This is a genomic window from Pseudoalteromonas atlantica (assembly GCF_043641955.1).
Taxonomy (GTDB): Bacteria; Pseudomonadota; Gammaproteobacteria; order Enterobacterales; family Alteromonadaceae; genus Pseudoalteromonas; species Pseudoalteromonas atlantica_A.
Map to the genome: position 1 here is coordinate 158898 of NZ_JBHZRV010000001.1, position 15537 is coordinate 174434.

A 15537-nucleotide genomic window follows, 5' to 3' on the forward strand; every position below is an offset into this window, starting at 1 on the left:
ATGGGCACTACCTGCGTTAATATTAACTTTTGCAGTTATTTATGTAACCTGTAGACAAACAGCAAATAAAAAGGGCTGATAATCAGCCCTTAGATAAACTCGATCATTTCCTCAAATTCAGAGAACGCCTCTTCGTTAAAATACCGAGACTTAGATACCCCAAAGGTTGAAATAAACTCGCTATCACTAACACTGCCAGCCTGAAGATATTCATGCATCAATTCGCCAAAAACACAGAAGATTAGACCTCGTTCTTTCGGTTCGAAAAACTTTTTATGAAATTCTTCGGGTAGCTGTTCCAGCAAGCCCTTAGACAATACAAAGCCATTGGTTTGAAAGCGCTCATTTTTGTGCTCATAGATATAATCCAAAGTGTTTGAATTAAAATACCAGCATACTCTGAACCTATCTTGCCAATGTTCTGGCGTTCGTGTCTTCCTCGTAAATAAATGAATAAAAGGTGTTTGATCATTTTCTGTCTTGTTACTCATGAGTAAGTCCTTTGTTGATAAACCTCATGAGTAATTAAGTTCATCACTGGAAAATTAATAAGCTTCGCTGCTATCGAATTTATCCAAAGAAAGGATAATTTGATGCAAATTATTCTTTCGTGAGTCGTATTGTTGGGTGTCAAAAGCCAACTCAGCTAATAGCTTCGCAACTCTAGCAAGGGCGTCTTTTTCAGCTGGATGCAGGTGATCTAATTGATAATCAAACATACTATACCAGTCAAACCCTTGTAATTTTTTTCTCGTCAAATGTTGTGAATCTATAGAATGCTCAGTCATAGCAATTGCTCGTCCTAGCTCTTCATTTAAAAAGCACATATATGAGCCTTTTAGTGGTTTATTCTTCATAAAACTGTCTCCTTTTAATTTGTTTGAATTGATATCAAGGAGCAGGCTGAGAGAAATTTGTAAAACGCTTTGATTTTAAGTTTTTTTCATTAAAGTTAAAAAACCAAACAACAGCTAAAAAGAGTTAATTTATGGAATGGGTATTGTTTATAAGCCACCTCATTTATGAGGCAATTAGGGTTTATAAAGAGTGTAAACAAAATAACCAAACGTTTTGGCAGTGGTGTAATACTCCACTAAAATGTAGAGACGATGCAAAAATGGATGCGTAATGATTGATGTAATATTTTTAGCAGGTGTTGGTTTAGCAACAGTGTTCATCTTTATATCAGTTTACTATGTAATAAAAAAAACACTTGAAGCTAAGTATATAAAAGATAATTAACACTAATTTTCTGATAGTGGCGCTAGGTACTTCTGAGGTTATTAAATTTTAGGAGATCACAGTGAACACTAATTTAAAATCAATAGAGCTAACACAACAGCAACCTAGCATTGCCTATGATGAAGACTATATTGCGCTTTACGAAAGGGGAACTGACTATATTTATTATGTTCGCAACTATGTCATGTCGCAAGAGTTCATAGTCTTGAGTTCGGGAATGTTTGAATTGCTGCCAGTAGAGCATAGACCAATAACCAACGTTTTTGTTCAGTCTAACTTTTATGTGCTCAAGCAATTTAAAAGCCTCGTAAGAGAGCATGTATTGCAGTCGGGGCAGTTGCAGCATTTCTATCACTTGTTTGATTGCTCGATAGCTGATTTTTTTGAGAATCTTTAAATCTACAATGAGGGACGACAACTCAAAATTTTCCCTTAATGGCCATATTTAAAATTAACGGCAAACTTAATCAAACAAGAGTGCAGCTGTTACCACATAGATTGATGCCCACCTTTTGGTGGGCATTTTCATGTATTTCGGAATCCTTGTTTCCTTTAACCTATTACCAACGCGTAAATTGATTAGAGGAATAAAATGGTTAAACCAAAGTTCTATGTGCGGTGGGCTGTTAGCTACAGTGACTCAACTTATACCGATATCGTTTCAAAGCTTTCAGTAGATGATTTGGAGCAATATTATTGTGAAGAGGCAGAAATCGACTTAATGATATTCGAAGATGATCCCGACCAAAGTTTTAGCCAAGACGAGTTCTTTCGTTTTAAACCAACCCATAACTTGTCGATACCCCACGGGATTAAAAATCGCTTCAAGTTTGAAATAGATGCAAATATGAATATTGTTTCTTTAGGTTAAGTGGTTAGTGCAGGAAAAGCTGTTTATTGTATTTTGGAAACGTGTTTTTGAATAATATGTTTTAGTTTACTTTTGTCATGCGAGTAGTAGTCCCTTGAATAATTTCGAGCACTTTGAGAATAAACAACAATCTAATTGTCCGTCACCAAGATTTTGTGCATTTTACCTAGTAGACGGCCATGTTGAGTTAAGTTTGAGTAGTCGAACTTTAGCTGCCAAACATGACACTTATCTGATCATTCAAGCGCTTTATGATGAGAATGGACGGTGGATTATTAGTGATGAGCATGATCACTATAAAATACAGAAAAACATGTGGGATTACCTTCATGATTTACCAACTATTGAAGAAATCTCGTTGCATGGAACGATAAGCAAACTCAATGATAAAATTGAAGATAAATATGGGTTAACCATAGCTTCATCATCGGAAATTCAATTCCTAGCTATGCGCGAAAATGATAACCTTTGTGTCGATCCTGAGTATTTAGCAACCCAAAATTATCGAAATGCCAATCTCGATACTTCTGTCAAGGGAGAAGGCTATGTTGTAACAGGTTATAAAACTGAAACTCAATGGATAGATAGTTTAAACAACAACGCTGAGCGATTTATACCAGGGGCTGTTGCTGTTGATGCTAAAGGCAATAAGTGGGTAGCAACTGGCTATTATCCTGTGGATACTAAAGGTTTAGATTGGCGACTAATTTACCAAGTCTCAGATGATGTTTATTACAAAGACGTTGAACTGGGAATTTATGATATCGATGCCATAACTCTCGTTGATGTAAACGGTAACGTTATCTGATTTAGAGGGAAGTAATTGCTATTTGGCTTCTGTTGAGTATATTTGTTACTTACTAATAGTTAGTATTTCGCTATAACAAAGCTGAGGTAAGGAAAGTGCTGTGACACTAAGTATCTATATTCTTCTCGCGTTCATTATTACGATTGTTTGTGTTTGTCATGCATATTATTTACTGACAAAAAAGAGTGTGGACACTATGAATTCAATCAGCAACGATGAAAAAGTAAGCTCTAAGGGGTGAAAATGTTTATTGAATTGCTCTGGTTTATTCCCGCACTTATTTTAACAATCACGGTTTTATACTCTATTCGCAGAGTTAAAAAGAGCGATAAAGCTGATTGAGGTTAACTTATTCCGGTATGGTTTGATGAATAATCTTTAACTTGAACTATCAGATTTGAATAATAGAACTCAATCAAACCTGAAAGTCTCATATGTGCCAATTACGGACACCCCTAACGCCCACATAAACTGAAAAAAGCCAGCTGCTCTTTAAGTGTTTGTCATAAATCATTCCACACAACTCTGTCTATATCATTTTTTTTGAACAGGATTGTGGCTGCAATAGTATGCTTTAAAGCTACATTATGTGAGGCAAAAATCCATACTGTGTTGGTAGGAAGTTCATTTAATAGTTTTTGAATATGGCCTGACGCCTCTTTTTCATCATACACACTTATACTACGTCGCGGATAATTAAAGATTAGACCTCCGTCATCAGTAACGATGACTCTAATCGCAGGATTGTGAGCGCAAATATTACCGCATTTTTCTTTATTAACGCCTTGAATAATATCTATAACATATTCTGATTTTTGCGCCGTCATTATAAAAAATACAACAATCAATACCATTGCTAAATCTGCAAAGTAAATAATGTCGATATTATCGGTGATTTTTTTAGAGCGTTTGACTTTTCTCATGCATTATAACTCTTCAATCTGGGCTTCATTTGGAAGTCCAGTTAATATACCTGTTCAACTTCCGTTTCGTGCCAAAAGCAGCCCTTGAGTGACTTAGTGATAAAGGCTGCAATGATACGATTGCTGACATTTCACTATTTCTTTTTATGCCTTCTCATTGCCATTAATAGACTGTCATTTAGCTATCGCAACAACTTTGACCTTCTTGAATTGGCGGGCATTTCACTGTTCCATAAGAGCAATATACGCAACAATCGCCTTTCAAAGGCTTTAGGAGAACTTTGCAAGATTCACATTCATAATACCACTGGCAAGCGTTGGTTGGCATTTCTTCAGTTTTACTGAAGCCACACTCAGGGCAAGTAATGGTAGAATTTAACTCTATACTTTGCATGTTTGCTCCTTCAAAGGTTTAACAATGTCTAATACGGACATTACAATCATCAAACAAATACCTACATAAAACAAATAAGTGCTCCATTCGTATTGCCATAGTGGATAGAGGGTTAACAAAACCGCTATAGGGCCAATAACCCCAAGAATACCTCTCGCATGATTTTGGTTTTTATACCAGTTATACAAATTTACCAACAATGCCAGAGTTGCAAATATAGGTAACAAGGTATTTACAGCAATTCCCTCAAAGTGAGAGAGAAAGCCTAATCCTAATGCTGATGCTAACGAGCCGAGTGCGGGGAAGCACCCCGTACAACTAAGAGCCGCAAGCCAAACACCACCTGAGCTAACTTTATCTAAAATCTTATTAATCATTTTTAACGTCTAACATTATTTGAATGATTTGAGTATGAACTCCGTAGGTAGGTACGGAGTCAATACTATTTTAGCGAATCGATTATTGGGCAGTGGGATTGATCGTTATTGTTGCGGCATGAATTAGTCATTTCTTTTATGACGACTTCTAAGCGTTGAAGGTCAGCTATCTTATTTTGAATTACGTTCAATTTCAGCAAGCCTAGGGATTCTACTTTGGCACAATCGCCATCCATTGACATCAATGAAGCCACTTCTTTTAGAGTAAAGCCAAGTGCTTTGGCCTTACAGATGAATTGTAATTGTTTGGTGATTGAGTCGTCATAGACACGATAACCATTTTGAGGTTTTTGAGGCTGTTTTATCAAGCCTTCCCGCTCATAAAACCGTATAGTTTCTACGCCTATATCAAGTTCTTTAGCCAACTTGCCTATTGTTTTCATCGTCCAACCATAAAATCAACTTTAATCATGACATTAGTATATCAATACGAAGTAAAATTGCTCGAACTACAATGACTGGTTTTCGCTCATACCCGAATTCTTTTGTAGCGAGCTAAGCTTAAAACTCCATAAACACCGGAGTACAACTAATGCACCAGTTAACTATATATCAGCCTAAAGAGCCTTGGAATAAAAATAAGCTTGTAGGACAAAAGTTACCTCTAAAATTACAGCAAATATGGGCTATCCGAATACGACTGGAACTTTTTCATAAAATAAGAGATCTAGCACTATTTAACCTAGCCATAGATAGCAAACTAAGAGGGTGTGATTTAGTTTCACTAAAAGTTAATGACATTGCACATGGTAAAGCAATCCAATCACGGGCAATAGTCGTTCAAAAAAAGACTGGTATGCCTGTTCAATTTGAAATTACTGGAAATACAAGGAAATCAATTGTGGCGCTCATAGAGCAATTTACTCTCAATTCTTATGATTACTTGTTTAAGTCACGAATTCATTCCTCTGAACACCTTTCAACCCGTCAATATGGACGTATAGTTGACTCTTGGGTCACCTCAATTGGGTTAGATAAGACTCAATATGGCACTCATTCAATGAGACGTACCAAACCATCACTAATTTACAAAAAAACTAAAAATTTAAGAGCCTGTCAGCTTCTACTTGGCCATAGAAAACTAGAGAGCACTGTCAGGTACTTGGGAATAGAAGTTGATGATGCGTTAGAAGTATCAGAACAGATCGATGCTTAAATTTGAACCTAAGCCAGACTCGAAGTTAGAGTCTGGCACGTGCCATAATCCGACCTTGAGACACATAGAGATTAAGACTGCAAAGATACGAAAGCGGAAGTTAGCTTTGGCCTGTTTAACGACAAATATTCCGACAAAGCAGTCATGACTATTAGTTTATTGTTAAATCTAATCTTTCTTTTCGTTCATCTACTCAATAACCCCACGCTAAACGTGACTTTAGCGTGGGGTTAGAGTTCACAGTAATTTTATCTGGATAGCTCTTTTATTTTTTTCTCTGAAAACCAGCGATATAAAACAGGTAAAACAAATAATGTTAACAGTGTTGCAGTTACCAAGCCGCCAACAATAACACTCGCTAATGGGCGCTGTATTTCTGCACCAACACCATTAGACATTAACATCGGTATCAAACCTAAAGCTGATGTTATAGCAGTCATAAGTACAGGTCTTAATCTTGAAGTAGCGCCTTCAAAAACGGCTTTAGATGCTTCTAGACCGTCTTTAATACGTTGGTTGATACTTTCTACCATAACGACCCCATTCAATACCGCTACACCAAATAAGGTAATAAAGCCAACGGAGCTTGGTACAGACAAGTATTGTCCAGATAAATATAAGGAGAAAACTCCGCCAATTACAGCAAGCGGCACGTTGACCAATATCAGCATAGCTTGACCAACAGAGCCAAAAGCAAAGTAAAGTAACAATGCAATTAGCGCTAAAGATAGAGGTACAACGATAGCTAGTCTGCTTTGAGCACGCTGCTGGCTTTCGAATTGGCCACCTATTGCTACCGAGTAACCTGAAGGTAGGTCAACTTTCTCAGCAATAACTTTTCTGATGTCGGCTACTACACTACCCATATCTCTATTCTGAACGTTTGCTTGAATAACGACACGCCTTTGAACATCATCGCGCCTTACTTGAGGAGGACCTGATTCAAATGAAACAGTTGCAACATCACCTAAGCGTACCCAGGCGCCTGTTGGTGACTGAATTCGAATATCTGAAATAGCTTCCTTATTTTGTCGGTACTCTTCTTCAATACGCACGTAAATATCATAACGTTCATTGCCTTTGATGATTTGTCCAGCTTCAACCCCTCCAATACCATCTCGCACAACTTCCATTATATCAACAACTGAAAGTCCAAAGCGCGATAGCTCTTGCCTATTAGGTTTTACGACAAGTTGCGCTTCACCTGCAATTTGCTCAAGAGCAACATCTCTTGCACCATCAACACTCTTTATAGCCGCTTCGATCTCTTGTCCTTTAGCTGCTAAAACGTCTAACTCAGGGCCAAATAACTTTATCGCCAACTGAGCTTTTACGCCAGATAGTAACTCATCAACACGAGTCGCAATAGGTTGAGAAAAGTTTAGTAGTAAGCCAGGAAACTCCTCTAAAGATCTCTCCATTTTCCCTTGAAGTTCATATCGATTAGATGCACTGGTCCACTCAGAAACAGGCTTCAACCCTATGTAAATTTCTATGTTATTCACAGGCTCTGGATCTCCACCTATTTCGGCTCGACCAATTCGGCTTAATGCATAGGTTACTTCAGGAAAAGCCATTAGTTTTTCTTCTAGAATTGGTGCCACAGTGAGCGCGGTATCTAAACTGGAAGAAGGTGCCAGCGTTGCTCTTAAGTTTATCGTCCCTTCTTCTAACTCAGGTACAAATTCAGTACCAATTAATGGAACTAATGCAAAGGCAGAGAAAACTAATATAAGTGCGGCTGAAATGACTAACTTGGTGCGTTTTAGTGCGAATGTAAGCCCTTTTCTGTAGAGTTTGTCTAATGGCCTAAGAACAAAGCTTTCCCTCTCTTTTACACCTGACTTAAATAAATAAGTTGCCAGTGCAGGTACGATAAACAACGCAACCACAATCGCAGATACAACGGCTAAGATGATGCTTATTGCCATAGGTTGGAATAACTTTGCTTCAACCCCTTCAAAGCTGAACAATGGCGCAAATACGACTAAAATAATCGAGGCAGCAAAAAAGACGGGACGAGCCACTTCTTTACCTGCATTTTGCAGACGTAATTTAATGCCGTGCTCATCGTGTTCTACATCGTGCGGATCTGCGTCAGAAGTTGGAACACGTTCCTTTACCGATTTCGAATGTGTCGCGTCAGGTCTATTTAAATGTTTAAACATATTTTCAACCATAACCACTGAGCCATCTACAAGCATACCAATAGCGACCGCTATGCCACCCAGTGACATAAGGTTTGCAGAAATGCCCCACCAAGCCATGATCATTAACGCGATACCAATTGAAATTGGAATAGATATTAATACCAAGAAGGTTGCACGTAAATTCATTAAAAATAGTGCTAATACAATACAGATGAAAATAAATGCTAGTAATAGTGCATCAACCACTGTATTTACCGCTTTTTCAATCAAATCAGCCTGATCATAAAAAGGCTCAAAGCGAACACCTTTTGGCAATGCTTGATTAATTAATGGAATTCTTGCATTGATACCATCAATGGTGGCTTTAGTATTTGAACCCATGCGTTTTAAGACAATGCCAGAGACAACTTCGCCTAAATTTTCGACTTTACCGTCTTCGGTTTTGCGCGTCATGGTGACAGCACCTTGACGAATTTCACTGCCCATTTCAACTTTAGCAATATCTGAAACCGTAACAACCGTACCATCTACTGTTTTAACGGGAACTTGTTTGATATTACTGATGCCAGCCTCACCACTCTCAAACCAGCCTGTGCCTCTAATCACAAGCTGCTCTTGCCCACGGTTCATGTACCATCCGCCAACATTCGCATTGTTGTTATCTAGGGCACCAACAACGTCTTCTTGCGTTAGTTCATATGCTAAGAGCTTAGATGGATCGACATTGACTTGGTATTGCCTAACATTACCACCAAAAGATAATACATCAGTGACTCCATCGACAGGCATAACGAGTAATTTTACTACCCAATCATTGAGACTCCTGAGTGCCATAGCATCATAACCTGCACCTTTATCTGAAATAAGAAGATACTGAAATACTTGGCCTAGCCCAGAGGTGTTTGGTCCCATTTCGGGTGTCCCAACACCTTCTGGTATCAGTTCTTTTGCGGCTTGAAGACGCTCAAATACGAGTTGTCTTGCAAAGTAAATGTCGGTGCCTTCTTTGAAAACAACCGTAACGCCAGACAAGCCTGTTTTAGAAATTGAGCGCACTTGTTCTACATCAGGTAGGGCATACATTACCGCTTCAATGGGGTACGTAATGAGTTGTTCAACTTCTTCAGCAGCCAGTCCTGGCGCTTCAGTATTTACAGCAACTTGAACATTAGTAACATCAGGAAAGGCATCCAAATTTAATTTTGGGATCACCATAACTGCACCAACCATAGTGGCAAACAGCGCAATCAAAATCAGGAGTCTATTATTAACAGACCAATCTATTATTTTATTAAACATAGTCTTGCTCCTTAGTGGTTGTGCGGATCAAATCCGCCTTTAGCGATTTCAGACGCAACAAAAAATGCGCCTTTAGTTACAATTCGCGTTCCACTATCAAGGCCAATGATTTCTCTAAAACCACCTAAGGCTCGGCCTAGTTCTATTTCTACAGCTTTAAATTCTCCAGGGTGGTCTTCGACAAATACTGTCCAATCACCATCTGCGCTGCGGATCAATGCTTCTTCTGGCACAGCCATCACTTTCTGCTTTGTGGCAAACTGAAAGTAAACTTTTACAAACATGCCTGAATGAAGATTATCATCCGAATTATCTACTCCTAACCTAATAATTCGAGTACGAGTAATAGGGTCAATTGTATGGGCTTCTTGGATAACTTTGGCATTGTAACTCTGGCCTTCTAATTTAAGTACCGCAGGAGAATCAATTGATAAATTCAGCTTTTTATTTGGAGAAACTTTTGCTTCAACCCATAGTTGTTTTTCATCTGCTAACAACATTACTGAATCACCAGCATCAACACGTTGCCCTTGGATAAAATCGTCTTGAAGTACAACCCCTTCACGCTGAGCAATTAATGTATATTGCCCAAACGCTTTTATGTCTTTGTTAGAAATGCCATCTATTGCTTTTTCAGTTAACCCTAAAGCAATAAGCTTCCCGTAACTCGCATTGTATGTAGTCTCTGCTTGTAATAATCTACTTTCACTCACCGTCTTGTTACCCAGCTTTTTCACACGTTGCCATTCGGTTGAAGCGATTAAATAGTCAGCCTGTGCTTGTGCCATTGCTTCACTAAATAATGTAACTAACTTCTGACCTATTTCTACATGCTCTCCAAGCGCTGCATGGCGACTAATAATGACTGACTCTGTACGTGGCGATACCACATAACTTTTATAGCCATTAGCTTTTATTTCGCCAGGTGCATATACGGAGCTAAATTGATATTCAGGCTTAACACTTTCCACTTTAATGTTAGCAAGCGACATCTTCTTTGGATCAATAGTGATACCTTCTTCATGTCCTTCTTCTCCCTCTTTATTACCACCTTCATGGCCGTGCTCGTCATGGTCACCTTTATCTTCTTCATGTCCCTTTTCGTGTTCATGCTCATCTTGATGTTCTTTTTCTTCTTGTTTCGAAACGTTTGTGACAGAACCAGTTCCATCTGACGACTGTGCAAAAGCATCATGATTTGTAGTAAACCCAACTAACAGGCAGCTAATTACTACGGCTAAAAATTTTTTACTAATTACTGTATTCATTTTTGTAACCTATATTTTTAATAAATTTAAGATTTCGTTTTTCGCTACTGAAAAAACAAAGCGCTCAAATCTCAAATTTGGATAACTGACCCATACTTAAAATGAAGGATATTTCTGCAAGCTTGAATTGATTTTCCAAACGTATTCCTGCATGAAGCCCTTCCGCACGTTGATTTAATGCAAGTAAGTAGTCAGAAGTATTAATGTCACCAGCTTCCCAGCGCTTATTTAATAAGTTTTCGCTGCTATCTAATCTGCCTTTTGTCAGTTTTTGCCATTGCTCATAATATTTTTTACTGACAATAAGCGATTCATAATTAGCTTTTGCTTCAAATGACTGCTTTCGATAAACCGACCGAAAGTTAGCCTCTGCTGCAATTGCTTCTGAATAAGCGGCTTTAACAGTATCTGAATAGTTATTTCTGATATTTAAAGGCATTGAGAAAGTCACGCCAATCAAGTCTTCATCTCCACTTTTCCCTGCGTTAACTCCAATGGTTGGATTGGCTTTAGATTCCATAGTGGTTAGTTGAGCTTTAGATTGTTTTATCTTCCATTGCGCTCTAGCGAGTTTAACTTTTGGATGTTCCTCAACCCACTGAGAGTTAAATGAATAGTTTGTTGCTCCAAAAGTAAATGAAAACAAATTGGTAGTATTAGGCGTCCAATCAGGCAATAACTCCTGAACATTTACCTCTGCATTTTTCAAAGCAATTTGCGACTCAGATATTTCACTGAAAACTTGGGACAAGTTTAAATAAACCAGTTCAGCGTCAAGTGGCTCTAAAAGTCCTGCTTTTCGCTTATCTTCAATAATTCCAACGAGCGTTTGTAATTGATTTTCTCTTACTGAAAGTAACTGAGCCACCTTTTTTGCTGCTTGCCAATTAACTATTGCAGTTAAAGCGTTAGCCTTTTTAGAATCGAGTAGAGATAACAATTGTTGCTGGTTTGCATAAACACCAATTTCACCAATGCTTTTATTTGCTGATTGCTTATCCCAAAAATCAATCGTTTGACTGATACCAATAGAATAATTATCAAAATCACCCTCTTTTTCATAGCTTGCTTCAAGCTCTGGGTTATATACGGCTTTAGTTAAGCTCTTGGCTCTATGATTACTTGCATTAAGTAACTCTTTAGCCGCAACAACTTCGGGATCTTTATTTATTTGACTATCTAGCCATGAAATACTTTTCTGTTTGGCATAAGTGGCAACTGAAAAACTCACAGCCATACATAAAGACAGGACTAAACCTGCATTTTTTAAATATATATACATAAAAATTCTTAATTTTAAAATTAATAAACACGAAACCTTTATCCATTATTAAAGGATAAATAGGTCATTAAAAATTAATCTAATTAAGAAATGGGCGGACGAAGTATCGCTTCAAGAAAGGTACTTGTTTGATCAATTTGATAAGGCGTTTTATTGATAATGTTTAGTTTGCCCGTGGTATTTGAATTACTGACTAAAATCCAAGATAAGTGGCTGCCACTGCAATGTCCGCAGTGATGACAATCTTTTTCATTATGCTGCTCATCACCTACATTATCATTTGAGACATTTCGATCATCTGCATGATCATGTTGAATTTGAAGGTGCTCTATATCTATTTGGTGATTCTCAGGTGTTGCGGATACAACAGCAGTTAACGATTGCAAAACAATCGAAACGACTAATAGTATTTTTAACGCAACATTGAATTTCAAAATAAACACCTACTTAAATATGAAAAATTATAATATCAAAAAAAGGTTTTCTAAACTAGCCATGCGCATGTTTTTCATGCTCGTCACGGCAAGTTTCTTGAGGAAACTCAAACTCAATGGTTGTATGAGATAAATTATAAGAAGAAAGTTCCTTAGCCACTTGTTGTTTTAGCCTAATTAATTTATCAACCTCAAAGTTATGGGCTAACTCTAGGTGAGCAGTTAATACGTGACTTTCCCCGTCTAATGACCAAAAGTGCATATGATGAATCCCATTAATTTCAGGTATAGCCTTTATCGCTTTTTCAATATTATTCTGCACTTCTTCATCAGGTGTAGCTTGAAGAAATAGTGCCAATGTTGTTTTCAGGTTTTTCAAAACGTTAAACAATATAAACAGTGTAAAGCCTATAGAAAGCAAAGGATCTAATATTGGTAGATCTACAAAAAGCAGCACGATAGAAACAATTAGGACTGCAACCCAGCCAAGTACGTCTTCAAGCAAATGCCACGTAAGTACTTTTTCGTTCAGCGTTTTACCCGCTTTTAGTTTAAATACTGCATACCCATTAACAGCAACCCCAAGTAATGCAAGACCCAACATTCCTTCAGCCATTGGCATTTCAGGATTAGATAATCTTGGTATTGCTTCAAATAGCACCCAGACAGAACCAATAACTAATACAATACTGTTAATTAATGCGCCAAACAGGGTAAGACGACGATAGCCATAGCTAAATCTATCGGATGCTTCTTTATCCGAGAAACGACTCAGTATCCAAGCGAATCCTATAGATAAACTGTCACCCAGGTCATGTACAGCATCAGCCATAATAGCGGTACTGTTGGTTAGCCAACCACCAATAAATTCGATAATAGTAAATGAAACATTAAGGAAAAATGTCCAACCTATACGGTCGTCTTTTCCATGCGAATGGCTATGGCTATGATTGTGCATTTTCCACCTCAAGAACTTTTAAATTTCTTACATTGACTACGTTAAAATTGATAAAGTGACGGATCACTCGTTGATACATCCAACGTTTGATTCCTGATAAGTTAGTTCCTTTTTCGAGATAAAACTCATCAGGGGAATTATAAACACCAAAATTATCATGAATACCTTCTTTTTGTATATAGGTATCTTGACCACGCCAATCTGTATCTGGCGAAGAGAAACACTTTGTTGCAACACCATAACCACAAAATTCGTTTTTTATTTGACTAAATTTGTGCTGTAGTGAACTTAAATATTGTTCATCTAATATAAAGCCTTCTAAGTTTATCCAACGATCCTTGAAATAAACTTCAATCCAACTATGAATGATATATTTAGGTGCTAACCAAAATACATAAGTTGGAATAGCTCCTTTTTGTAATCGCTGCTCAATAGTAAAGCCGTGAAAACGACATTGAATACCTAATCCTCGTAACAAAGCCATCAGCAAGTTACCCTTGGTATTGCATTGTCCGTAACCATCGGCTAAAACACTGCTTGCTGAAATATCATCACTCTCATTGTAACCAAATAATATTTCATCTTTAACAAATTGGTAGGCTGCACCAATTTTGTTGAAGTCATCGAGTTCTTGCCAATTACGCTCAGAAATTAATGATTGAATTGTAGAGTGTTCAAAATTTACTATCTTGGTTTTTTCTAGATATTTGCTATTCATTGATGTTTCCTTACTTTGAACAACCAAAGGTTGATTGTTTATCTTCATTTGGTGTTTAACGTGTTTTCTCAGCAACAGCTAATTCTTGTTTAGCATCGCTTAGTATTCGGTAAGCGCCTCGAAGAATTAACATTGAAATGATGCTACCAATGACGATATCAGGCCAACGCTGTTTCAGCACCATAACGAGTATGCCTGCGATAACGACACCAAGATTTGCAATTACATCATTCGCTGAAAATATCCAGCTAGCTCTCATATGTACTTCATCGTTGTTGTGCTTTCGAATAAGGATGAGACAAATCACATTTGCAACTAAAGCAACCATGCCTACGCCAATCATAAACCAAGAGTGAGGCTCACTTTCACCATACAGCCTTCTAGCAATATCCATTAGAATTAGCACGCCTAACCCCAGTTGGAAATAGCCACTCACTAAAGCAGCATTAGCCTTATGTTGGATTGACTTTCCCACCGCGTATAGTGCAATTGCATAGACGATTGCATCCGCTAGCATGTCTAACGAATCTGCAATTAAAGCCGTTGATTCTGATAACCAACCAAAGCCAATTTCAAAAACAAACATCGAGGCATTGATAGCCAGAAGCCAATAAAGCACCGTTTTTTGCTGGTTATCTTTTAGCTCAACTTCACACCCACAATCGCTCATTTTCATCTCCGATTAACTTGTATGCTCTAACTATAAATCCTATAGTGACTATAGGGTCAAGTTTATTTGGAAATTTTATGAAAATTGGTGAGTTATCGAAAACATCGGGGTATTCAGTACAAACCATCCGATATTATGAAAAGGAGGGCTTGCTGTCAGATCCTGATCGCACTGAAGGGAATTTCAGGTTGTATTCTAATAAGGCATTTAAAGAGCTAGAGTTCGTAAAGCATTGTCGAAGTTTAGATATTCCGCTTAATGATATTAAGCGACTCATTGAATTAAAAAACAAGCCAGAGGAGAGTTGCTCTAGTGTAAATGCATTAATTGATCGGCAACTAACTTTAGTTAATCAACGAATGAAGGAATTGAATGCACTCAAAAAAGAGTTAAAACTAATGGCAAGCTCTTGCGGGTCTGACGGTACAATTGAAGTCTGTGGCATTATCAAGTCATTAGATAGTTGAACTAAATATAACTTTAGATTAGTAGTATTCACAAAGGCAATAATGAAAACCATTGGCAAATTAGCACAATCATTAAATTTAAATGTAGAAACCATTCGTTTTTATGAACGAGAAGGACTGATTACACAACCTGAAAAACCAATATCTGGTTATAGACAATATGACGAATCAATAGCAGGACAACTTAGGTTTATCACAAAAGCCAAAGCGCTCGGCTTTACGTTAAGAGAAATAAAATCGCTAATGTCTATGGACAGCAACTGCGCTCAAGTTGAGCTATTAAACCGACAAAAGTTAGCAATCATTCGAGACAAAATTAATGACCTTCAACGTTTAGAGAAAGTAATTGTGGGTATGACAAATACCTGTATGCAAAACGAAGATCCAACACATTGCCCCATAATTGACTCATTAAAATGATTGACTCCGTACTTGTATACGGAGTTTAGAATGATGGTAA

General features: G+C 37.6%; 19 protein-coding genes. 6 read left to right on the plus strand and 13 right to left on the minus strand.

Annotated elements, in window-relative coordinates; translation table 11 throughout:
• Nucleotides 1–89: 89 nt before the first annotated feature.
• Together ACHUE3_RS00665 and ACHUE3_RS00670 are read right to left on the minus strand one after the other, a co-directional pair.
• A complete protein-coding gene (locus ACHUE3_RS00665) occupies nt 90–491 on the minus strand; it encodes a hypothetical protein (protein ID WP_394189187.1) in 402 nt (133 codons plus the stop codon).
• A gap of 54 nt (nt 492–545) precedes the next feature.
• Nucleotides 546–857 (minus strand): hypothetical protein, encoded by a 312-nt coding sequence (locus ACHUE3_RS00670; protein ID WP_394189189.1) that lies wholly within the window; start codon nt 855–857, stop codon nt 546–548.
• 446 nt (nt 858–1303) lie between these two features.
• On the opposite strand from ACHUE3_RS00670, the gene ACHUE3_RS00675 reads away from it, so the two are divergent.
• The 3 genes from ACHUE3_RS00675 to ACHUE3_RS00685 all read left to right on the plus strand — a co-directional run bounded on the left by ACHUE3_RS00675 (nt 1304) and on the right by ACHUE3_RS00685 (nt 2921).
• A complete protein-coding gene (locus ACHUE3_RS00675; RefSeq protein WP_394189191.1) occupies nt 1304–1639 on the plus strand; it encodes a hypothetical protein in 336 nt (111 codons plus the stop codon).
• Nucleotides 1640–1834: 195 nt separating this feature from the next.
• The gene (locus ACHUE3_RS00680; RefSeq protein WP_248527526.1) at nt 1835–2113 is read left to right on the plus strand and encodes a hypothetical protein; all 279 of its coding nucleotides are present in this window, start codon (nt 1835–1837) and stop codon (nt 2111–2113) included.
• Nucleotides 2114–2306: 193 nt separating this feature from the next.
• Nucleotides 2307–2921 (plus strand): hypothetical protein, encoded by a 615-nt coding sequence (locus ACHUE3_RS00685; RefSeq protein WP_394189193.1) that lies wholly within the window; start codon nt 2307–2309, stop codon nt 2919–2921.
• Nucleotides 2922–3424: 503 nt separating this feature from the next.
• Here the strand turns inward: ACHUE3_RS00685 and ACHUE3_RS00690 are convergent.
• The 4 genes from ACHUE3_RS00690 to ACHUE3_RS00705 form a co-directional block, all read right to left on the minus strand.
• Nucleotides 3425–3844, minus strand: coding sequence for a hypothetical protein (locus ACHUE3_RS00690; RefSeq protein WP_394189195.1), 420 nt, complete (start codon nt 3842–3844; stop codon nt 3425–3427).
• Nucleotides 3845–4022: 178 nt separating this feature from the next.
• Complete coding sequence (locus ACHUE3_RS00695; RefSeq protein WP_076916053.1) at nt 4023–4238, minus strand: GDCCVxC domain-containing (seleno)protein; 216 nt, start codon at nt 4236–4238, stop codon at nt 4023–4025.
• On the minus strand, nt 4226–4615 hold the full coding sequence (gene merC / locus ACHUE3_RS00700; RefSeq protein WP_024601094.1) for an organomercurial transporter MerC: 390 nt from the start codon (nt 4613–4615) through the stop codon (nt 4226–4228). Before merC ends, ACHUE3_RS00695 begins: the two co-directional genes overlap by 13 nt.
• A gap of 65 nt (nt 4616–4680) precedes the next feature.
• Complete coding sequence (locus ACHUE3_RS00705; RefSeq protein ID WP_010557530.1) at nt 4681–5058, minus strand: MerR family transcriptional regulator; 378 nt, start codon at nt 5056–5058, stop codon at nt 4681–4683.
• Nucleotides 5059–5207: 149 nt separating this feature from the next.
• Here ACHUE3_RS00705 and ACHUE3_RS00710 point away from each other — a divergent pair, with 149 nt between their 5' ends.
• Nucleotides 5208–5831: a tyrosine-type recombinase/integrase gene (locus ACHUE3_RS00710; RefSeq protein WP_004589486.1), complete on the plus strand. Its 624-nt coding sequence runs from the start codon at nt 5208–5210 to the stop codon at nt 5829–5831.
• A gap of 248 nt (nt 5832–6079) precedes the next feature.
• On the opposite strand, the gene ACHUE3_RS00715 is transcribed toward ACHUE3_RS00710, so the two are convergent.
• The 7 genes from ACHUE3_RS00715 to ACHUE3_RS00745 all read right to left on the minus strand — a co-directional run bounded on the left by ACHUE3_RS00715 (nt 6080) and on the right by ACHUE3_RS00745 (nt 14610).
• A complete protein-coding gene (locus ACHUE3_RS00715) occupies nt 6080–9280 on the minus strand; it encodes an efflux RND transporter permease subunit (protein WP_069439204.1) in 3201 nt (1066 codons plus the stop codon).
• Nucleotides 9281–9291: 11 nt separating this feature from the next.
• Nucleotides 9292–10548, minus strand: coding sequence for an efflux RND transporter periplasmic adaptor subunit (locus ACHUE3_RS00720; protein WP_069439205.1), 1257 nt, complete (start codon nt 10546–10548; stop codon nt 9292–9294).
• A 64-nt stretch (nt 10549–10612) separates the two neighbouring features.
• Nucleotides 10613–11830 (minus strand): TolC family protein, encoded by a 1218-nt coding sequence (locus ACHUE3_RS00725; protein WP_008468875.1) that lies wholly within the window; start codon nt 11828–11830, stop codon nt 10613–10615.
• A gap of 83 nt (nt 11831–11913) precedes the next feature.
• A complete protein-coding gene (locus ACHUE3_RS00730; RefSeq protein ID WP_004588885.1) occupies nt 11914–12264 on the minus strand; it encodes a hypothetical protein in 351 nt (116 codons plus the stop codon).
• A gap of 55 nt (nt 12265–12319) precedes the next feature.
• Entirely contained in the window at nt 12320–13222 is a 903-nt protein-coding gene (locus ACHUE3_RS00735) for a cation diffusion facilitator family transporter (RefSeq protein WP_004588886.1), read from the minus strand.
• Nucleotides 13209–13940 (minus strand): transglutaminase-like domain-containing protein, encoded by a 732-nt coding sequence (locus ACHUE3_RS00740; protein ID WP_069439206.1) that lies wholly within the window; start codon nt 13938–13940, stop codon nt 13209–13211. Before ACHUE3_RS00740 ends, ACHUE3_RS00735 begins: the two co-directional genes overlap by 14 nt.
• 55 nt (nt 13941–13995) lie before the next feature.
• Nucleotides 13996–14610, minus strand: a complete 615-nt coding sequence (locus ACHUE3_RS00745; protein WP_004588888.1) for a cation efflux transmembrane domain-containing protein — start codon at nt 14608–14610, stop codon at nt 13996–13998.
• Nucleotides 14611–14687: 77 nt separating this feature from the next.
• On the opposite strand from ACHUE3_RS00745, the gene ACHUE3_RS00750 reads away from it, so the two are divergent.
• Both ACHUE3_RS00750 and ACHUE3_RS00755 read left to right on the plus strand, forming a co-directional pair.
• On the plus strand, nt 14688–15077 hold the full coding sequence (locus ACHUE3_RS00750) for a Cd(II)/Pb(II)-responsive transcriptional regulator (protein WP_004588889.1): 390 nt from the start codon (nt 14688–14690) through the stop codon (nt 15075–15077).
• Between the two features lie 42 nt (nt 15078–15119).
• On the plus strand, nt 15120–15497 hold the full coding sequence (locus ACHUE3_RS00755) for a MerR family transcriptional regulator (protein WP_004588890.1): 378 nt from the start codon (nt 15120–15122) through the stop codon (nt 15495–15497).
• The last annotated feature ends 40 nt before the right edge of the window (nt 15498–15537 follow it).